General features: G+C 71.8%; 14 protein-coding genes. 6 read left to right on the top strand and 8 right to left on the bottom strand.

Going from position 1 to position 19,845, the window contains the following annotated elements:
• Positions 1–133: 133 nt before the first annotated feature.
• Both HW130_RS04340 and HW130_RS04330 read right to left on the bottom strand, forming a co-directional pair.
• Complete coding sequence (locus tag HW130_RS04340) at positions 134–1,591, bottom strand: amino acid permease (RefSeq protein WP_177148046.1); 1,458 nt, start codon at positions 1,589–1,591, stop codon at positions 134–136.
• A gap of 415 nt (positions 1,592–2,006) precedes the next feature.
• A complete protein-coding gene (locus HW130_RS04330; protein ID WP_177148045.1) occupies positions 2,007–3,488 on the bottom strand; it encodes a short-chain fatty acid transporter in 1,482 nt (493 codons plus the stop codon).
• 305 nt (positions 3,489–3,793) lie between these two features.
• Between HW130_RS04330 and HW130_RS04325 the strand changes: the two genes are divergently transcribed.
• Together HW130_RS04325 and lpdA are read left to right on the top strand one after the other, a co-directional pair.
• Positions 3,794–4,315 (top strand): hypothetical protein, encoded by a 522-nt coding sequence (locus HW130_RS04325; protein WP_177148044.1) that lies wholly within the window; start codon positions 3,794–3,796, stop codon positions 4,313–4,315.
• Positions 4,316–4,459: 144 nt separating this feature from the next.
• Complete coding sequence (gene lpdA / locus HW130_RS04320; protein ID WP_177148043.1) at positions 4,460–5,860, top strand: dihydrolipoyl dehydrogenase; 1,401 nt, start codon at positions 4,460–4,462, stop codon at positions 5,858–5,860.
• A gap of 21 nt (positions 5,861–5,881) precedes the next feature.
• Here the strand turns inward: lpdA and HW130_RS04315 are convergent, their stop codons facing one another.
• The 3 genes from HW130_RS04315 to ctaD form a co-directional block, all read right to left on the bottom strand.
• Positions 5,882–8,314, bottom strand: coding sequence for a SpoIIE family protein phosphatase (locus HW130_RS04315; RefSeq protein ID WP_177148042.1), 2,433 nt, complete (start codon positions 8,312–8,314; stop codon positions 5,882–5,884).
• Positions 8,314–10,152, bottom strand: a complete 1,839-nt coding sequence (locus HW130_RS04310) for a glycoside hydrolase family 15 protein (protein WP_177148041.1) — start codon at positions 10,150–10,152, stop codon at positions 8,314–8,316. The genes HW130_RS04315 and HW130_RS04310 overlap by 1 nt, the downstream gene beginning before the upstream one ends.
• A 97-nt stretch (positions 10,153–10,249) precedes the next feature.
• Positions 10,250–11,980, bottom strand: coding sequence for a cytochrome c oxidase subunit I (ctaD, locus tag HW130_RS04305; protein ID WP_177148040.1), 1,731 nt, complete (start codon positions 11,978–11,980; stop codon positions 10,250–10,252).
• 126 nt (positions 11,981–12,106) lie between these two features.
• Here ctaD and HW130_RS04300 point away from each other — a divergent pair, with 126 nt between their 5' ends.
• The 3 genes from HW130_RS04300 (at position 12,107) to HW130_RS04290 (ending at position 14,302) form a co-directional block, all read left to right on the top strand.
• Positions 12,107–12,256 (top strand): hypothetical protein, encoded by a 150-nt coding sequence (locus HW130_RS04300; protein WP_177147954.1) that lies wholly within the window; start codon positions 12,107–12,109, stop codon positions 12,254–12,256.
• Positions 12,257–12,399: 143 nt separating this feature from the next.
• The gene (locus HW130_RS04295; RefSeq protein ID WP_177148039.1) at positions 12,400–13,251 is read left to right on the top strand and encodes a GNAT family N-acetyltransferase; all 852 of its coding nucleotides are present in this window, start codon (positions 12,400–12,402) and stop codon (positions 13,249–13,251) included.
• Positions 13,252–13,645: 394 nt separating this feature from the next.
• Entirely contained in the window at positions 13,646–14,302 is a 657-nt protein-coding gene (locus HW130_RS04290; protein ID WP_177148038.1) for a pyridoxamine 5'-phosphate oxidase family protein, read from the top strand.
• Here the strand turns inward: HW130_RS04290 and HW130_RS04285 are convergent.
• From HW130_RS04285 to HW130_RS04275, 3 genes are all read right to left on the bottom strand, one after another.
• Positions 14,299–16,356 carry a SpoIIE family protein phosphatase gene (locus HW130_RS04285; protein WP_177148037.1) on the bottom strand — a complete coding sequence of 686 codons (2,058 nt, stop codon included), beginning with the start codon at positions 16,354–16,356 and terminating at the stop codon, positions 14,299–14,301. The genes HW130_RS04290 and HW130_RS04285 overlap by 4 nt on opposite strands.
• 91 nt (positions 16,357–16,447) lie before the next feature.
• Positions 16,448–16,711, bottom strand: coding sequence for a SpoIIE family protein phosphatase (locus tag HW130_RS04280; RefSeq protein ID WP_177148036.1), 264 nt, complete (start codon positions 16,709–16,711; stop codon positions 16,448–16,450).
• A 65-nt stretch (positions 16,712–16,776) separates the two neighbouring features.
• Positions 16,777–17,592, bottom strand: a complete 816-nt coding sequence (locus tag HW130_RS04275) for a PP2C family serine/threonine-protein phosphatase (RefSeq protein ID WP_177148035.1) — start codon at positions 17,590–17,592, stop codon at positions 16,777–16,779.
• A gap of 204 nt (positions 17,593–17,796) precedes the next feature.
• Here HW130_RS04275 and HW130_RS04270 point away from each other — a divergent pair, with 204 nt between their 5' ends.
• Complete coding sequence (locus HW130_RS04270) at positions 17,797–19,749, top strand: FUSC family protein (RefSeq protein ID WP_177148034.1); 1,953 nt, start codon at positions 17,797–17,799, stop codon at positions 19,747–19,749.
• Positions 19,750–19,845 lie beyond the last annotated feature (96 nt).

Raw genomic sequence — 19,845 nt, 5'->3', positions numbered from 1 at the left:
CCCGCGTACTCACTCCACCGGGGCACGGCCGCATGGCCTCACGTCCGCTGCGGGCGGGCGGGGACGGTGTCTCCCGGGCGGTACGCGCGGACACGCGGGCCCGGCCGCTGTGAAGGCCGGGCCCGCGCCTCGGTCAGCTTCCGGGCTCGCGCGGCGGCGCCGCGGAACCGGCCTCCGCCGCCGCCTCGGCCTTGCCCAGCTCCGAATTCCGGTACGAGTAGGCGAAGTAGACGACCAGTCCGATGAGGAACCAGACCGCGAACCGCGCCCACGTCTGCCACTGGAGGAAGGTGATCAGCCAGATCGAGAAGACCACGCCGAGGGCGGGCACCACGGGCATGCCCGGGCACCGGAACGTGCGCGGCAGCTCGGGGCGCCGGTAGCGCAGCACGATCACGGCGATGCACACCACGACGAAGGCCAGCAGGATGCCGATGTTGGTCAGTTCGGCCGCCTCGCCGATCGGCAGGAATCCGGCGATGGCCGCCGAGGCGAAGCCGGCGATCCACGTCACCCGGGTCGGCACGTGCCGGGTCTCGTGCGTCTTCGCGAACCATTTCGGCAGCAGTCCGTCGCGGCTCATCGAGAACCAGACCCGTGTCACGCCCAGCATGAACGTGAACATGACGGTGAGGATGCCGATGATGGCCCCGACCGCGATCACGTTGGCGAGCCCGGGGAGGCCCACCGACTTGAAGGCCGTGGAGAAGCCGCTCTCCGGGTCGATGTCCCGGTAGTCCTGCATGCCCGTCAGGACGAGGCAGGCCAGCACGTAGAGCACCATCGAGATGGCCAGCGAGTACACGATCGCCTTGGGCATGTGGCGCTGGGCGTCCTTGGACTCCTCGGCGGCCGTCGACATCGCGTCGTAGCCGAAGACGGCGAAGAACACCGTCGCCGCTCCCGTGAACGCCCCGCCCAGGCCGTAGGGGAAGAACGGGTCGTAGTTGGCGGTGTCGATGTGCACCATGCCGACGGCGATGACAAGGAGGACGACGAGCACCTTCAGCACCACGACGCCTGTCTCGAAGCGGGCCGCGTTCTTGATGCCGAGGGTGAGGAGGTAGGCGATGAGCAGGCAGAGCAGCATGGCGAACAGGTCGACCTTGTGCCCCTCCCCGGTGCCGGGCGCGCCCAGCATCCAGGCCGGCAGTTCCGCCCCCACCGCCTCGACGAGGAAGTTGAAGTACCCGGAGATGCCGATCGCCACGACGGCCACGATGGCGGTGTACTCCAGCAGGAGGTCCCAGCCGATGAACCAGCCGGCCAGTTCGCCGAGGACCGCATAGCCGTAGGTGTAGGCCGACCCGGCCTTCGGGATCATTCCCGCGAACTCGGCGTACGAGAAGGCGGCCGCCGCGCTGGCGACGCCCGCGATCAGGAACGAGACCAGCACGGCCGGGCCCGCGGTGCCGTTGGCGACGGCGCCCGCAAGGCTGAAGATGCCCGCGCCGATGATGCCACCGACACCGATCGCGGTGAGCTGCCACAGCCCGAGGGTGCGCGTCAGCCGTTGGTGGACGTCGGCTTCCTCGATCTGCTCGATGGGTTTGCGGCGCAGAACTCCGTGCCCCATCCGGAACCCGGCCATGGGCGTCACCTCTTCGCTGAAGGGTCTCTGACGCCCGATCATGATGGCCGAGGCGCCGCATCGGCGGAAGGGGCCGCGCTGGTGTCGCGGGCGGATCCCGTATTGGCCAGCGCAAAGAATGAGTCCGCGGATCTACCGGGACGGCGTATTCGTGATCTGTCATCACCAGGTAATGCGACGGTAAAGTCCTGGTCGAACAGCTGGAAGAGCTGCCGCAGGACCAGCCGACCGAGCTCGACCTCGCGCGCCTGCGCCACCTGGACCACGCCCGCCGGGTGGCCCTGGAGAGCTGGGCGCACCGGCACAACCACCCGCAGACCGAGCCCGTGCGGATCCGCCACAGCGAACCGACGGGTGCCCTGCTGCCCTGACGGGCCCTGCCCCGCCGCCCGGCCTGCCCGGGCGGCGGGGACCGTCACGGGAAGGTGAGCGTCTGCGCGAACAGGGTGACGACCACGAGGACGACGGGGAAGCAGACCAGGAACATCGCGAAGGTGTAGCCCATGATGTCCCGGGCCTTCAGACCCAGGATCGCCAGGGTCGGGAGCATCCAGAAGGGCTGGAGCAGGTTGGCGCTCGCCTCGCCCAGGTCGTACACCACCACCATCCAGCCCTGGTGCACCTCGAGTTGGTTGGCCGCGTCCATCACGTACGGAGCCTCGATCACCCACTTGCTGCCGCCGCTCGGCACGAACACACCGAGGACGCAGGAGTAGACCGCGATGAGGGCCGGATAGAAGAAGGCGTTGGAGATGTCCGTCAGCCAGCCGGCGATGGTGGAGGACAGGCCGGTGAAGGCGATCATGCCGAAGATGCCGCCGTACAGCGGAAACTGGATCAGCACACCGGACGCGGCGGACACTCCCTCGCGTACGGCCGCCACGAGCCGCGCCGGCCTCCAGTGCAGGATCAGGGCGAGCAGGATGAGGATCAGGTTGACCGTGTTCAGATCCAGGGCGCCCAGGGGATTGCCCGTCGCCGAGGCGAAGTAGCGGTACAGGTACCACACGCCCAGCAGGAAGATCAGGACGGCGAACGCCGGGCTGTGCTCCAGCCAGTCGCCGGGCCGGCGCGGCTCGCCGGTACCGGTGTCCTCGCGCTTCTCCTCCAGCAGTGGCCGCAGGCGGATGCCCAGGTCCTCGGCCGTCCTGGCGGCCTCGGGCGAGGGGGCGAGGAACCAGGCGAGAACCACCGCGACGAGGAACACGACGGCGGTGGCGGCCATGCCCTGCCACAGGAAGACGGTCTCGGTGAGCGGGATCAGGCCCGAGCCGCGGCCTTCCTCGATGACCTTCTGCACCGCCTCGGGGCTCGCACCGGCGCTGGCGACCTGGAGGGCGGCCGAGCCGGAGAGGCCCTGCGCCCAGACGGTACCGAGTCCGAGGAAGGCCATCGCGCCGATCGCCCGGTAGTCGACACCGCGCACCAGCCGGGAGATCTCCTTGGCGAGGATCGCGGTGAAGATCAGGCTGAACGCCCAGTTGAGGTACGACGACACCATGGACACGGCGGCGGTGAACGCGACGGCCGCGCGCGGGCTCCGGGGGACTCTGGCGAGGCGGGAGATCAGCCGGGCGACGGGCCGGGACACCGCGACCGCGTAGCCCCCGATGATGATCATCGCCATCTGGAGCGTGAACTGGATGAGCGACCAGAAGCCCTTGCCCCAGGCGTCCACGAGCCCGTATCCGCTGGTCGCCGTGGGATCGTCGGGCGCCCCCGTGACCGGCGCACCGGTCAGCAGGCCGAGTGCGAGGACCACGAAGGTGCCGACGAGGACGAAGCCGAAGGCGTCCGGCAGCCAGCGCTCCGTGGCGGCGGTGAATCGCAGGGCGATGCGGGCGAGGACGTTCTCGCGCGTGTCGTCCGTGGTCCGCCCTGTCCTCGTCACAGCCATCCGCCATCTCCTCACACCGCACAGCCCAGGCGCGTCACGCGCACCGCGGACCAGGAAGGTAGAGCAGGACGGCGACCATCACTATGGGCCCGGAGCCCATAGACCGCGCGGTGGTCATGGTGGACGGCCCCTTGAGGGCCCGGTGGGTGGCCGTGAACGGCGCTCGCGCGGGAGGTGCGGGGACATTGCCCGATGCCATCGGTAAATATCAAGGAATGGGGCGATAATGCTGCAACCATTCCTATTCGAGGCGTGTCTCCGTCAGTGACACCGCAGTCCCCGCACAGGAAGAAACGGGGGACACCATGCACCACCAGTCACGGCTCGCGGCCGCCGCCGCGGCCATCCTCCTCACCGCCGGGATCGGATCGACGATCCCCGCGTCCGCCTCTCAGTCCGCCGCACCCTCCCAGCCTCCGGCGACCGCCCTCGTCACCAACGCACGCTGGGGCGGCCACAGCTCCTTCGACCGGATCGTCATCGACATCCGCGGCAAGGTGCCGCCCGTCACCGTGCAGGCGGTGAAGAAGCTGCACTACGACGGCCTCGGGACCGAGGTCCCGCTCGCCGGAAAGCACTTCCTGGAGATCAGGCTCTCGCCGGCCGCCGCACACGACGACAACGGCAGGTCCGTCTACAAGGGCCCCAAGCTCACCAAGATCTGGCTTCCCTCTCTGAAGGGCCTCGCCCTCACCGGCGACTTCGAAGGCGTGGTCACCTTGGGAGCCGCGTTCACCACCAAGCCCACCTACACGACCCGCGTCCTCCACTCGCCGGAGCGCTTCGTGCTCGACATCCGGCATACGCCACCGGCCTGCGGCCGGTGACAGCACGGGGTCCCGGTCTCCGCACCGGGACCCCTCCGCTCGGCGGGGCCGTGCGGTCCGCGCCTCTGGTCCGCCCGGTGCATTCCGCCCATGTCGTCCGGGGATTGCCCCGCTCGCGAAGGGCCGGACGCCTATCGTGCCGGCATGAGTGCACACTTCGATGTCGTGGTCCTCGGGGCCGGCCCCGGCGGCTACACCGCTGCGGTCCGATGCGCCCAGCTCGGAATGTCGGTGGCGGTGGTCGAGGAGCGCTACTGGGGAGGCGTGTGCCTGAACGTGGGGTGCATCCCCTCCAAGGCGCTGCTGCGCAATGCCGAGTTGGCCCATCTGTTCACGCACGAGGCGAAGACCTTCGGGATCCGTATCGAGGGTCGGGTCGGCTTCGAGTACCGGGAGGCGTTCCTGCGCAGCCGGAAGGTGGCCGAGGGACGCGTCCGCGGTGTGCACTACCTGATGAAGAAGAACGCCGTCACCGAGTACGACGGGACGGGCGTCTTCACCGACGCGCACACCCTGCTGGTCCGGGCCTCCGACGGCACGGAACAGAGCATCGGCTTCGACCACTGCATCCTCGCCACCGGGGCCACGACGCGCCTGCTGCCGGGCACGAGCCTGAGCGAACGCGTCGTGACGTACGAGGAGCAGATCCTCAGCGACCGGCTGCCCGGCAGCGTCATCATCGCCGGAGCCGGTGCGATCGGCGTCGAGTTCGCGTACGTGCTGCACAACTACGGCGTGCAGGTGACGCTCGTGGAGTTCCTCGACCGGGTGGTCCCGCTGGAGGACGAGGAGGTCTCGGCGGAACTGGCCCGCCGGTACCGCAAGCTGGGTGTCAACGTCCTGACATCGACGCGGGTCGAGGCGATCGACGATTCGGGGCCGCAGGTGCGGGTGCATGTGACGACGGGCGGGCAGCGCCAGGTGCTCGAGGCCGACAAGGTGCTCCAGGCCATCGGGTTCCAGCCGCGGGTGACCGGTTACGGCCTGGAGAACACCGGTGTGCGGCTGACCGATCGCGGGGCGGTCGATGTGGACGGCCGCTGCCGCACGAGCGTTCCCCACATCTTCTCGATCGGTGACGTCACGGCGAAGCTGATGCTCGCGCACGCCGCCGAGGCCATGGGCATCGTCGCCGCCGAGACCATCGCGGACACGGAGACCATGGAACTCGACTACACGATGATCCCCCGCGCCACCTACTGCCAGCCGCAGATCGCCAGTTTCGGCTGGACAGAGACGCAGGCGCGCGAACGCGGCTTCGACGTGCGGGTGCAGAAGTTCCCCTTCACCGCCAACGGCAAGGCCCACGGCCTCGGCGACCCCGCCGGTTTCGTGAAGATCCTCAGCGACGGCCGGCACGGCGAACTGCTGGGGGCCCACCTCATCGGCCCCGAGGTCACCGAACTGCTGCCGGAACTGACCCTGGCGCAGCAGTGGGACCTGACGGTGCATGAGGTGGCCCGAAACGTGCATGCCCACCCGACCCTGGGGGAGGCGGTGAAGGAAGCGGTCCACGGCCTGGCCGGCCACATGATCAACATGTAGCGGACCCGCGCCGCGCCGCCCTCACGGACCGGGCAGCGGCTGCTGGGTCCAGATGGTCTTCCCGTGGCGTGTGTACCGGCTCCCCCAGCGCTCGGTGAGCTGCGCGATCAGGAAGAGGCCGCGTCCGCCTTCCTCGGTGGCCCGTGCCCGCCGCATCCTGGGCTGGGTGCTGCTCGCGTCGGAGACCTCGCAGATCAGTGCCCCCGCCCGGATGAGCCGGAGCTCGACAGAGCCGCCGCCCGCATAGCGGATGGCGTTGGTGACCAGTTCGCTCGCCACGAGTTCGGCGGTGAAGGAGAGTTCGTCCAGGCCCCAGTGGGACAGCTGCCGCACCACCAGGGTGCGCGCGTGCGCGACCACCGCGGGATCGGCATCCAGCCGCCATGTCGCACAGTCGTCCGGGGCGATCACGCGCGTACGGGCCAGCAGCAGCGTCACGTCGTCCGACAGAGGGCGCGGGGCGAGACCGGACACGATCTGCCGGCCGGCTTCCTGGAGCGGGCGGCCGGGGGCGCCCGCGCGTGTCAGCAGGGAGGCGAGGGTCGCCATCCCCTCGTCGAGGTCGGCCCGGCCCCGCTCGACCAGGCCGTCGGTGTACAGGGCGAGGAGGCTGTTCTCCTCGACCTCTGTCTCCAGGGGCTCGAACGGCAGGCCGCCGACTCCCAGAGGCGGTCCCGGGCTGACGTCCAGATAACCGACGCTCCCGTCGGGGCGCAGCAGGGCGGGCGGGGGGTGTCCGGCGCTGGCCGCGACGCAGTGCCGGGTCACGGGGTCGTACGTCATGTACAGGCAGGTCGCGCCGTACGAGTCGTAAGCCGTGCGCGGACCGTGGTCGTGCGCGCCGGCCGCGTAGGCGGTCTCGTCCGTGAGCTGGGAGACGAGGTCGTCGAGGTGGGCGAGCAGTTCGTCGGGTTCGAGATCGAGGTCGGCCAGCGTGCGTACGGCGGTGCGCAGGCGTCCCATCGTGGCCGTGGCCTGCAGACCGTGGCCGACCACGTCCCCGACGACGAGGGCGACCCGTGCCGAGGACAACGGGATGACGTCGAACCAGTCGCCGCTGACGCCGGTCGCGGTGTCCGTGGGCAGGTAGACGCTGGCGCTCTGGACGGCGACGGTGTCGGCTGTCGTCGGCGGCAGCAGGCTGCGCTGGAGGCTCACGGCCGCGTGACGCTCGCGCGCGTAGCGGCGTGCGTTGTCCACGACGAGCGCGGCACGGGAGGCGATCTCCTCGAGCAGGGCCAGGTCGTCCTTCTCGAAGGGGATGCGCGGGCCGGTACGCCACACCGTGACCTGCCCCAAGAGCCGCCCTCTGGCCCTGAGCAGTGCACTCATCCCGGAGTGGGCGCCCGCGGGACCGGACGGCGGCGCGTCGGCCGCGGGCCCGGTCCGCGCGCCCGCGGCGGCTCCGCGGGCGGCCGCCCGGGGCCTGTCGGCGGACCACATCCGGCGGGCGGGCCGGCCGGTGGCGTCGACGGACACGGGGGCGCCGACCGGCAGTGGCTCTCCTCCCGGCCCGGCCACGGCCGCCCGGCGCAGCAGGTGCCGCCCGTCCTCGTGCGCCTCCGGTTCCTCGTGCGCGAACACGGACTCGGCGATGTCGACGGCCGCCGCGTCGGCCAGGGCGGGAACGAGGACGTCCACCAGGTCGCCGGTCGTCTCCGCGAGCGAGAGGGAGTTGCCGAGGACGGCGGTGGCGCGGTGCAGCAGGTCGAGCCGTTCACGTCCCCGCCGCTGCTCCGTCACGTCGACGAACAGGGCCGTGACGCCCATGACCCGCCCCTGCGGGTCCTGGAGGCGGAACGCGGACAGGGCCACGATGCGGCCCGCCCCCGGGTCCACACGGGTCCGGACGAGGATCTCCGTCCCGACCTGAGGGGTCCCGGTGGTGAGCACCTGCCGCAGCACGCCGTCGATGCTCCGCGCGTCCTCGTCCCGGAGGAAGGCGGCGAGCCGCAGTCCGCCCAGGTCGTCGGGCACGCCCGTGTACGGGAGGAGGTGCGTGTTCGTCCTCTCCAGCCGCAGATCCTTGTCGAACATCGCGAGCCCGACACGGTCCTGGAGGAACAGCTCCTCCAGGAAGGCGTGGGCCTGGCGCCATTTCGCCAGCATGGATCTGGGCGCGCCGAGGACAAGGAGGCGGGCGTCGCGGCTGCCGGTCCGTCCCGGGGCGAGAGGAAGCACGCGGAACAGCACCTCCGCCTCCTCTCCCCCGCCCTGGCGCACCACGGCGCTGCCTTCCCAGACCGGGCCGTCGCGCTGGGCGAGGACGTCCGGCCAGCAGGCGGGGTCGGCCAGCAGCTCGTGGACCCGACGGCCCGACAGGTCATCGGCCGGGCGGTTCAGGAGGGTTTCGGCCGCCGGTGTGCAGCCGAGGACGGTTCCGGTGCCGTCCACCACGAGTCCGGCCGTGTTCCCCGCGTCGAGTGGATCGTCGTTGCCGCGAGCCGTGCGCATCAGCCCAGGGCCCGGTCGAGGTTGAACGCGGCGCTGATGAGCGCCAGATGGGTGAACGCCTGGGGGAAGTTGCCGGTCTGCTCGCCGGTGCGGCCGATCTCCTCGGCATACAGGCCGAGGTGGTTGGCGTAGGTGAGCATCTTCTCGAAGGCGAGCCGGGCCTCGTCCAGGCGCCCGGCGCGGGCGAGCGCCTCGACGTACCAGAAGGAACAGATCGAGAACGTGCCTTCCTCGCCCCGCAGTCCGTCCGGGCTGGCCTGCGGGTCGTAGCGGTACACCAGGGAGTCGGACACCAGGCCCTCGCCGAGCGCGTCGAGGGTGGACAGCCATTTGGGGTCCGTCGGGGAGATGAACTTGGCCAGCGGCATCATCAGGACGGCCGCGTCGAGGACGTCCTCGTCCTCGTGCTGGACGAACGCCTTGCGCTCGGCGGACCAGCCGCGCTGCATGATCCGCCGGTAGATCGTGTCGCGTACGCCGCCCCAGCGGATCATGTCGGCCGGCAGGCCGCGGCGCCTGGCGATCCTCATCGCGCGTTCGATCGCGACCCAGCACATCAGCTGCGAGTACAGGAACCTCTTGCGGCCGCCGCGGGTCTCCCACACCCCCTCGTCGGGCTGGTCCCAGTTCTCGCAGACCCAGTCGACCAGCTCCACGACGGTGTCCCAGTGTCCGCTGGAGAGCGGCTGTCCCCACTTGTCGTAGAGGTACAGGCAGTCGATGAGCGCGCCGTAGATGTCCAGTTGGAGCTGGCCGACGGCGCCGTTGCCGATACGGACCGGGGCCGAGCCCAAGTGGCCCTCGAGGTGGGGGAGTTCCTCCTCGGGGAGCTCGCGGCGGCCGTCGATGCCGTACATGATCTGCAGCAGGCAGTCCGGTCCGGCCGGGGCGAGGGCCTTGTCGGAGAGGAAGTTGACGAACGCTTCGGCCTCGTCGGTGAAGCCCAGTCTGAGGAGGGCGTAGATGCAGAAGGCGGCGTCGCGGACCCACACGTACCGGTAGTCCCAGTTGCGCTCGCCGCCGATCTGTTCCGGCAGGCTGGTCGTCGGCGCGGCCACGATGGCGCCGGTCGGTGCGTAGGTGAGCAGCTTGAGGGTGAGCGCGGAGCGGTGCACCATCTCCCGCCAGCGGCCGCGGTAGAGGGACCGGGACAGCCAGCGGCGCCAGTACCGGACGGTGGCGTCGAACAGCTCCTCCGCCTCGGTGAGGGCGCAGGACCGCGGCTCGACCGTGCCGCCGATCCGGTCGAGCGCGAAGACCGCGGACTCGCCTTCGAGGAGTTTGAACGAGGAGCGGACGTCCGGGCCGTCGATCTCGACCGGCACGGTGGACGTCAGGGCGAGCGAGAGGTCCGCGCAGTCGAAGACCGTCTGGCCCTGCCGGGTGCTGACCGAGTGGCTCTGCCGGCCGTAGTCGAACCGTGGCGCCACCCGCGCGGTGAAGGGCAGCGATCCGCGGACGACGAGCACGCGGCGGATCAGCCGGTGCCGGTCGGCCTCGCGCGAGTCGTCGACGACGGGCATGAAGTCCTGGATCTCCCCGACGCCGTCGTCCGCGTAGAAGCGGGTGATGAGGATGTTGGTGTCGGGGAAGTAGAACTGCTTGGTGCGGACCGGCACGTCCGGGGCGAGGGCGAACGAGCCGCCGCGGTCGGCGTCCAGGATCGACGCGAAGACACTGGGCGCGTCGAAGCGTGTACAGCAGTACCAGTCGATGGTGCCGTTCGTGCCGATGAGCGCCGCGCTGCGCAGGTCGCCGATGAGCCCGTGCTCGGCGATGGGGAGGTATCGCGGCGCGCCCGCCTTGCTGGGGCGCGCACTCGTGGCTCCGGCAGTCACGCGAGCCTCCCATGACGTCGCAGGACACCCGCGTTTCAGTCTAGGACCGCCCCTTGGCGGCGGCGACCCGCGCCGGTCCGGGCGGGCAGGGCCCCTGTCAGCCCTGGTCCTCCTCCCCCCTCGGCCTCGCGACGCCCTTGCCCGGCTCCACGGCGTCGCGGCGGCCGCGTGAGCGGGCTTCGTCGAGCTGCGCGAGCCCAGGGTGGTGCAGGTCGAAGGCGGGCGATTCCGAGCGGATCTTCGGCAGTGTGGTGAAGTTGTGGCGGGGAGGTGGGCAGGACGTGGCCCATTCGAGTGAGCGCCCGTAGCCCCAGGGGTCGTCGACGTCCACACGCTCGTTCGCCTTCGCGGTCTTCCACACGTTGTAGAAGAACGGCAGTGTCGAGATGCCCAGCAGAAAGGCGCCGATGGAGGAGACGGTGTTGAGCGCGGTGAAGCCGTCGGCCGCGAGGTAGTCGGCGTAGCGGCGAGGCATACCCTCGGCGCCGAGCCAGTGCTGCACGAGAAACGTGGTGTGGAAGCCGACGAACAGCGTCCAGAAATGGATCTTCCCGAGGCGCTCGTCGAGCAGGGTGCCGGTCATCTTGGGCCACCAGAAGTAGAAGCCGGCGAACATCGCGAAGACGACCGTGCCGAAGACGACGTAGTGGAAGTGGGCCACGACGAAATAGGTGTCGGTGACATGGAAGTCCATCGGCGGCGACGCGAGGACGATGCCCGTCAGGCCGCCGAAGAGGAAGGTCACGAGAAAGCCCATCGACCACAGCATCGGCGTCTCGAAGGACAGCGACCCGGTCCACATCGTGCCGATCCAGTTGAAGAACTTCACACCGGTCGGCACGGCGATGAGGAACGTCATGAAGGAGAAGAACGGCAGCAGCACTGCACCGGTCGCGAACATGTGGTGCGCCCACACCACCACGGACAGACCGGTGATGGCGATGGTGGCGCCGACGAGCCCGACGTAGCCGAAGATCGGTTTGCGCGAGAACACCGGGATGATCTCGGTGATGATGCCGAAGAACGGCAGCGCGATGATGTAGACCTCCGGATGGCCGAAGAACCAGAACAGGTGCTGCCACAGCAGCGCCCCGCCGTTCCCCGGGTTGAACACCTGGGCGCCGAAGCGGCGGTCCGCCTCCAGGACCAGCAGGGCGGCCGCGAGGACCGGGAACGCCATCAGGACCAGCACCGAGGTGAACAGCACGTTCCAGGTGAAGATCGGCATCCGGAACATCGTCATGCCCGGGCCCCGCAGGCAGATGATCGTGGTCACGAAGTTGACCGCGCCGAGGATCGTGCCGAACCCGGCGAGCGCGAGCCCCATGATCCACAGGTCCCCGCCGACGAACGGGGTGCGCTCGCCGCCGCTGAGCGGCGTATAGGCGGTCCAGCCGAAATCCGCCGCCCCCTGCGGTGTCAGCAGGCTGCTCACCACGATGAGACCGCCGAAGAGGAACAGCCAGAAGGACAGCATGTTCAGCCGGGGGAACGCGACGTCGGGCGAGCCGATCTGCAGCGGCATGACGGCGTTGGCGAATCCCGCGAACGTGGGGGTGGCGAAGAGCAGCAGCATGATCGTGCCGTGCAGGGTGAACGTCTGGTTGTACTGCTCGCTGCTGACGATCTGGAGGCCCGGCCGTGCCAGCTCCGCACGGAGCAGCAGCGCCATCACACCGCCGATGACGAAGAAGAGGAACGACGCGATCAGGTACAGGTGCCCGATCTTCTTGTGGTCGGTGGTGGTGATCCACGAGATCACCGCCTGGCCTCGTCCGCGGTGGGGAACCGGAACCGGTGTGACGGTCTGCTCGGTCGGCGTCGCCATGGAAACCCTTCCGTGTCGGGCGGGGCGGAGCACGGCGCACCGGGCGGTCGGCCGGACACGGCGTGCCGGTCTCCTGACTACCCCGAGTCCACGAGGTGACGCCCGCCGAAACGGCGGCGCGTAAGAGTGACCCTGCGTGCCGAAGCCCTCGTCGGCAGGGCGGTCGCGCTCATCACGGTCGCGTGCCTGCCCCAGGTGGTGGTGGACACACCGCGGCGCGACATGGTCGTCCACGGCGGACGCGTCGTGGCGCGCGACGGCGAACTGGCCGGCTAGGCCCGGCTCCGCCGGGAGTCGCCGCCCGCAGTGGCTTGTCCTGATCGGTTCCGTGCGACACGGCTGCTAGAAACGCCTCGTCGGACACCGAGGACGAGGTACTCGGGCGGCGGCTGCGGTGCCGCTCGGCGGAGGGACGGACCATGGCGGAATTCGAGATCCGCAACGCGAGCGCTCTCGACATCGCGCTGATGAGGGACTGGGCCGATGAGGAGGGCTGGAATCCGGGCGACTCCGACCCCTGGGCGTTCACCGTCGCCGATCCGCACGGATTCCTGGTCGGGCACCTCGACGGTGAGCCGGTGGGGTGCATCTCGGCCGTGCGCTACGGCTCCGGGTTCGGATTCATCGGCTTCTACATCACCCGTCCTCCGGTGCGTGGTCAGGGTTACGGCATCCAGCTCTGGCGCGCCGGGACGGCACGCCTGGCCGAACGGGTCGTCGGGCTCGACGGTGTCGTCGACCAGCAGGACAACTACCGCCGGTCCGGGTTCCGCCACGCCTGGAACAACGTCCGCTTCGAAGGTGTACCGCCCCAGGGCGACGCGGCGACGCGGGCGAGGGTGGAACTGGTCGACGCCCGTTCCCTTCCCTTCGGCCGGCTCGCCGCGTACGACCGTCGGTTCTTCCCCGAGGCGCGGCACGCGTTCCTGGCGGCCTGGGTCGGTCTGCCCGGGCGCACGGCGGTGGCCGCGCTGCGGGACGGGGCGTTGCGGGGGCTCGGCGTCATCCGCCCCTGCAGCGGCGCCTCGCGCATCGGCCCGCTCTACGCGGCCGACGCGGACGTGGCGGCCGCCCTGGTCCACGCGCTCGCGGCGACCGCTCCCGGCGCGGCCGTGGCCGTCGACGTCCCCGACCACAACACCGCGGCCCTGGACCTGATGCCGCAGCTCGGGCTCGCGCCGGGCTTCGAGACGGCCCGCATGTACACCGGTCCGGCCCCCGAGAGCGACCGGTCGGGAATCTTCGGCGTCACCAGCCTCGAACTCGGCTGACCGCCGCGTGCGCGGCCGTGCCTGCGGCGACGGCCGTCTCGGCCCACTGCATCATCACGACGCCGGGCCCGTCCCGAGACCCCACGCCGCGCAGCCGCTCCGGGCCCCCACCGCCGTCCGTCCCCGGCAGCGGCGCCGCGCGCCGGACGCGTACGGTGCCCGCGGTACGGTGTGCGGCCGGGTCTGTCGTCGGTCGGAGCGCCGACGACACGCCTGCGCCGCATTCTGCGCGGCGCGTGATCAGTGGATCTTCACAACTGCACGACGGCTTCGACGCCTTCCCACGGCCTCGGCCGGGCACCATAGTGGCCCCATCGCCCGGCCGCCGCCGGGCGATGAACCCGACGGCACGCACCATCAGTTCCACCAGGCCCCAAGGAAGAGGACGACCCCCGTGACACCTCACAGCGGCACTTTCGGATCCGCCGGCGAGCGTCTGCTGCAGAACCACCTCGGCAGCGCGGAACGGGCCGCCGGATTCTACGGCCGCCAGGTACAACCCCAGCTCACGCCCCAGATGCGGGAATTCATACGCCAGCAGAACATGGTCTTCATCTCCACGGCCGACGCCGGCGGAGAGTGCGACGCGAGCTTCCGGGCCGGCCCGCCGGGTTTCGTCGTCGATCTGGACCAACGCACCCTGACGTATCCCGAGTACCGCGGCAACGGTGTCCTCGCCAGCGCCGGGAACGTCACGGAAAATCCGCATATGGGGCTGCTGTTCATCGACTTCACCCACCATCACATCGGGCTGCACGTCAACGGCAGGGCGCTGCTGCGCACCGACGAGGAACAGCGGCGGACGTATCCGCGGCTCCCCGTCGACACGGCGCCCGGGCGCCGCCCCGACCTGTGGGTGCACCTCGTCGTCGAAGAGGCGTACGTGCACTGCTCCAAGCACATCCCGCACCTGGAACCCGCCCAGCGGCCGCCGCTCTCCCCGGACAGCCGGCCCAAGGACGCCGAGTACTTCGTCGCCCCGCGCCCGCCCGCTCCGCCGTCCCAGGCCCCCGTCCCGGTCCCGGCCCGGCACTACGGCCACGCCGGTTAGGCGGTCCGCCGGACGGCGAGCAGGGCGACGTCGTCGATGCGGCCCGGGTCGTCCTGGCCGGTGAGGAACTCCGCCAGGGCCGCGAGATCCATGTCGCCGCCGCGGGCCGTCGTCCGCAGCCAGCCCCGGATGTCGTCGGCCATGCGGCGCACGCACGTGTCGATGTCGGCGTCCCGGCGCTCGACGAGTCCGTCGGTGAACAGCACCAGGGCCTCGTCGGCGCCGAGCGTCGCCGCCGTCGTCGGGTAGTGGGCCCGCGGGTCCACGCCGAGGGGCGGACCCCCCGCGAGACGGATCTCGTCGACGTCGCCCGGGCGCACACGCATCGGATGGGGGTGTCCGGCCCGGGCGCCGTTCAGCGTGCCGTCGACGGGGTCGAGGACGAGGTAGGCGCAGGTGGCGAACCGATCGGTTTCCAGGTCGCACAGCACGCGGTTGACCCGGGACAGGATCGTTCCGGGGGCGAGGCCCGCTTCGGCACAGGTCCGCAGAGCGACGCGCAACTGCCCCATGACGGCGGAGGCATGGGCGTCGTGGCCCTGGACGTCACCGATCACCAGGGCCGCGGATCCGTCGCTGAGGGGCAGGACGTCGTACCAGTCCCCGCCGATGTGCATGCCGCGGGTTCCGGGAAGGTAGCGGGACTGCACGCTGAGCGCGGAGAGCGTGGGCAGGTGGCGCGGGAGCATGGCCTCCTGCAGGTCGGTGGCGCGCTGGTGCTCGTCGTCGAACAGCTGCGCGCGCTCCAGGCTCTGGCTGAGGATGACGGCGACCGCCGTGTAGAAGGTGCGTTCGCCGGCGTCGAAGTGGCGAGGTCCGGCGAAGGCGATGAGGCACGCCCCGGTGACGTGGTCGGCCGATCCGAGGGACAGCACCACCCAGGACCTCGGCGGCAGCGGACCGGCGACGCCGAGGCCGGGGATGTGCGGCAGGGAGTGCTGCGTGAGGTCCTCGATGAACAGCGGCTCGTCCTGGGTCGCCGCGAAGGCCATCATCGCGTGGGCCGGTCCGCGCAGGCGCTCCAGTGCGGGAGCGACACGGGTCTCCCCCACGATGTCCAGGCGGCCATCCTCAGCGATGCCGAGGACCAGGTTCTCGGCGCCGAGGGCGGGGCGCGCCAGATCCGTCATGACCTGGGTGACGTCGCGCACCGTGACCGCCTTGGACAGGGCACGGGTGAGCGTGAACAGGAAGGCGTCGCGGGAGGTGTCCGGCGAGACCTGGGCGGCGGACGACGCGGCGGAGCCGGCCCCGGTCTCGTAGACGAACCCGAGCGCCCGGGACGGGCGGCCCGTGTGGTCGACCAGGACGCGGCCGCATTCGGCCAGATGGTGCACGCTGCCGTCGCGGTGGACGACCCGGTAGGCCAGGTGGTACCGGTCGGAACCGGCCAGGTCACCGGACTCGGCCGCGGCGACGGCGGCCTCGGTGACCTGGGCGATCGCGGCCTGCAGCACCGGCACGTCCTCGGGATGCAGCAGGGCGAAGAACGTCTCGCCCCTGCCGTCGAACTCGGCCGGGTCGACGCCGTAGATGGCGCACGCGCGGTCGTCCCAGTAGACGTCGTCCGCGGCGAAGTCCCAGGCGAAGACGCCCGCCTCCGCCGCGTCCATCGCCGAGGCGAGGAGCCCCGCCTCGGCGCGGGCCCTGAGCGCGAGGGCGCACCCCTCGGCGAGCAGGGACCAGAGGCCGGGGTCCGGCCGGTCGCCGTCCGGCCCGGCCCCGTCCTCCGTGCCCACGGCGAGCGCACCGAGCACCTGCCCGTCCGTCGCCAGCGGGAGAACCGACGTCCGGCCGGCCGTACCGTGGACCGTCCTGGGCCGTCCGGTGTGCACCACCTCGCGCGCGGCCTCTTCGACTGCTTCGTCGCCGGGCGGGTCGGGGAACACGTCGAGGAAGGTCCCCCGTCCGACGTACAGCCGTGTGTGTCCGGCCGGGAGACTCCAGAGCCCTTCGCCCGCGGCGGTCAGGGCATCGACCATGGCCTGTGGTTCACGGCAGCGCAGGACACGCAGCACGTGGCGCACGAGCTCTGAGGGGTCGGCTCTGCCCATGCCACAACCTTTCCGACGGCAGCCCGCATGCCCATTCTGCGCACTGCTCGGGCGACGGGCATGTTCTCGGGCGGCCGCGGCACGGTGGCCGTCATGCGTCCGGCAGGGTCCGCTCGGCCCGGATCGTCACGCCCAGCGGCGGTCCCGCCGGCACGTCGAGGAGCACGGCCGATGAGTCGGGACGGACGAGGACGGGCTCGGGGTGAGGGGCCGTGGCCGGCGCGCAGCGTCCCGAGACAGGGTCGTACGCGGCGTACAGACAGGTCGGGCCGGCGGCGGGCGGTGGATCACCGATGTTGTCGTTGCGGGCACCGTGATCGCGGGCCTGTGCACGGCCGTCCAGGCGCTGCCGCACGGCTGCCGGGCCTCTCCCGGCGTACGCCGGGACATGACGGTGCGGACACCGCCGGACACGGGCGGCTAGGCAGCCCCGCCGTGACGGACGAGGAGTGCCGTGATGTCGTCGTGGCCGCCCGCGTCGAGGGCGCGGCGGACCAGGAAGCGCGCGTCGTCCAGGAGTTCGTCGCCGGAGTCCGACGCGCGCGGGCGGCGGGCCGGCGCCGCCCGCAGGTCCCCCGCTCCGGGCAGGCAGCGCCACAGGCCGTCGGTGCAGAGCAGAAGGCGGCCCGGCCCCCGGGGCCGGTGGCTGCGGACGTACGGTGACGGTTCGTCGGCGCCGGCCCCCAACCAGGCGGAGAGCGCCTCGTGTTCGCCGGTGTCGTCCTCGGTCAGCGCCATGCCCGGACCCTCGTCGGGCAGCCAGTAGGCACGGCTGTCGCCGACGCCGGTGCTCCAGATGCCCTCCGGGCCGACGGCTCCCGCGACGAACGTGCAGGCGGGGGCGGTGTCCGGCGACTCGGCCAGCGCGGTGACGGCGTGATGGGCGCGGCGGGCGGCGTCCGCGAGGGCGGTTTCCGGCAGGGTGCCCGCCCGCAGCAGCGCGGCCAGCGCTGTCACGCCCGCCTCGGCGGCCACGCGAGCGGCGCGCTCCGCGCGCGGCGCCATGGAGACACCGTCGGCCACGGCGGCGACGGTCCAGGCGCCCGTCGTCGCCAGCGCCATCGCGTCCGCGTTGACGCCGCGACGGCTGCCCCGGTCGCTGACCCCGGCCGCGACACCCGCCACCGTGATCTCCACATGGGCGCGGAACGCAGGCTGCTGTGCGCCGCAGTCCCAGCACCATCCGTCGGGGGCGACCGTTCCGCCGCATCGCACGCAGTGCGTCGTGTCCGTCATCGGACCGGCATCCTGTCACGCCGCGGACGGGAAGGCGCTCCGGTTTCCCGGTGCACGCGAGCGGACACGCTGCACGGCGACGGGTTCACACGGCGGCAACGCGGCCGTAGCCGCCCTGTGCGGGCGCCGTGTTTACGCTCGTCGGCGACACACCGTCGGCCGACGCCGTCCCACGGGCCCCTCCCGCACCTTCGAACGAGGCCCATGCTGCTCGACGCTCCTCCCTGGCTCGCCCATCTCTTCCAGCGGCAGCGGCTGCCCATACCGTGGGCCGCCGTCGTGCGCGGCGCGATCGCCTGCGGACCGCTGCTCGCCGCGGGTCTCGCCACGGGCCGTGCGCACCTGGCCGTCCCCGCCGCCCTCGGCGCGATGCTCGCCGGGGTCAACGACCGCCCCGGAACGCGGCGCAGGGGCGTGGTCCACATCGGTCTGCCCGCGCTGGCCGGGGCGTTCGGGATGCTCCTCGGCTCGGGGCTCGCGCCGCTCGGTTCCGGCTGGTGGGCCGTGCCCGTGGTGTGCGCGGTCTCGCTGGTCTCGGGCGCGGTCAGCGCGGCCGGCCCCGTCAGTTCGGCCGCGGGGATGCAGATGCTGGTCGCCGCGATCGTCGGTCTCGGCATGCCTCTGCCGGGGACGCCGGGGGCCAAGGCCCTGTACTTCCTCGGCGGCGCGGGCTGGCTGCTGTTGCTGCGTCTCCTGCTGTCGTCACGCGGGCGCTCGGCCACCGGGCCGCTGAGCGGCGAGCGCGAGGCGGTGGCAGCCGTGTTCGACGCGCTGGCCGACGCGCTCGCCGAAGTGGGGCGTCCGGGGGCGGAGGCAGCGCGACGGCAGCTCACCGCCGCGCTCGACCGTGCCGACGAGGAAGTGCTCCTGCTGCGGCGGCTGCGTGTGGGGCGCCGCCGCGACGGGGCCGCGCTTCTCGAGGGGTTCGCCGCGGCCACCGCGCTCTGCGAGGCCGCCGTGGCCCTGCTGTGGGAGCGCCGGCCGCTGCCCGTGCGGATCTGCGAAGGCCCCCGGCGGCTGGCGCGGGCCGTGCGCACGGCCGGCCGGCCGGGCGTCCTGCCCGCGCCCGCCTCGGTCACCCCGGCGTGTGCGGCGTTCCACCAGGCGCTCCTGGACACGGCCGTGGCCGTCGCGGGCGCCGGACCGGCGCCCGGGCTTCCTGCCCGCACGCCGGTACGGCCGGGGCGCGGGTACCGGCGCCGTGTGCTCGGGCCCGCCGGGCGGGACTACGGACTGCGGGTGGCCCTGTGCGTCACCGCGAGCGCCGCCGTGGCGCTCGCCCTGCGCGCCGATCACTGGTACTGGCTGCCCGCGACCGCCGCGTTCCTGGTCAAGCCCGATCTCGGCCCGCTGTTCTCCCGTACGGTGAACCGTTTCGCCGGAACGGCGGCCGGGGTGGCGGCGTTCGGCGCCGCCTCGTCCGTCTTCGCCGGAGTGTGGTGGCCCGTGGCCACCGCGGGGTTCGCCGGCGCTCTGCTGCCCGTGGCCACCCGGCACTTCGCCTTCCAGACCTCGGTCGTGACCGTGCTGGTCCTGTCGTTCGTGCACGTCGGCGGGGACACCGAGGTCGCCGGGCTGCGGCTGCTCGACACGTCCATCGCCTGCGGCATCGTGCTGCTGGTCGGCCATCTGCCCCGTCTGGGAGATCCCCGCCGGCGCGTACGCCACCGCACCGCCGCGGCGGTGCGCCGCACCGAGCGTTACCTGCGCCATGTACTGGCCACCGTCCCCGGGCAGCCCGCCGGGCAGCGTCCGGTGCTGCGGCGCGCCGCGTACACGGCGCTGGCCGGGGCCCGCTCGGCCGCCGGCACCGCGTCCGCCGAACTCCCGCCGCGCGGGGTCCCCGGCTGCGACTGGCAGCCACTGCTCACGACCACGGAACGCATCGTGGACGCGACCACGGCGTACGCGGTCCACCTGGCCTACGGATCGCGCCCGCCGGCCGCCGCCGTCCACCGGCTGGCCCGTGCCCTGTCGGCCGCGGCCGACACCCTGGACCAGGCGCGCGATCTCGAAGAGGCCGTCGGACGGTCGGCACAGGTGCTGGCCGCACACCTGCGGCACAGCGGTCTGGAGGCGCTGGCTCGGGACGGCACGGCCGGTCCCTGCCCGGACACCGGCGGGCACCACCTTCGTGCGCCCGTTCGGGCGCACTGAGCGGAGCGCCGGTCCGTCCGCAGGCACTGGACATGCACAACGAGGTGCTCCGGTGAAGCATGGAGACGTCAGCCTGCAAGCCGCCCGGCGACGGGC

Source organism: Streptomyces sp. PKU-EA00015 (assembly GCF_013387495.1).
Classification (GTDB): Bacteria; Actinomycetota; Actinomycetes; order Streptomycetales; family Streptomycetaceae; genus Streptomyces.
This window is presented reverse-complemented; position numbering and strand designations above follow the sequence as displayed.

Bases quoted from the DNA above. Each gene is read 5' to 3' on its own strand.
- HW130_RS04315 (WP_177148042.1), bottom strand. From the start codon at position 8,314: ATGCGCACGGCTCGCGGCAACGACGATCCACTCGACGCGGGGAACACG.
- ctaD (WP_177148040.1), bottom strand. From the start codon at position 11,980: ATGGCGACGCCGACCGAGCAGACCGTCACACCGGTTCCGGTTCCCCAC.
- HW130_RS04275 (WP_177148035.1), bottom strand. From the start codon at position 17,592: ATGACGGACACGACGCACTGCGTGCGATGCGGCGGAACGGTCGCCCCC.
- HW130_RS04270 (WP_177148034.1), top strand. From the start codon at position 17,797: ATGCTGCTCGACGCTCCTCCCTGGCTCGCCCATCTCTTCCAGCGGCAG.
- HW130_RS04340 (WP_177148046.1), bottom strand. From the start codon at position 1,591: ATGGCCGGGTTCCGGATGGGGCACGGAGTTCTGCGCCGCAAACCCATC.
- HW130_RS04325 (WP_177148044.1), top strand. From the start codon at position 3,794: ATGCACCACCAGTCACGGCTCGCGGCCGCCGCCGCGGCCATCCTCCTC.
- HW130_RS04295 (WP_177148039.1), top strand. From the start codon at position 12,400: ATGGCGGAATTCGAGATCCGCAACGCGAGCGCTCTCGACATCGCGCTG.
- lpdA (WP_177148043.1), top strand. From the start codon at position 4,460: ATGAGTGCACACTTCGATGTCGTGGTCCTCGGGGCCGGCCCCGGCGGC.
- HW130_RS04330 (WP_177148045.1), bottom strand. From the start codon at position 3,488: ATGGCTGTGACGAGGACAGGGCGGACCACGGACGACACGCGCGAGAAC.
- HW130_RS04285 (WP_177148037.1), bottom strand. From the start codon at position 16,356: ATGGGCAGAGCCGACCCCTCAGAGCTCGTGCGCCACGTGCTGCGTGTC.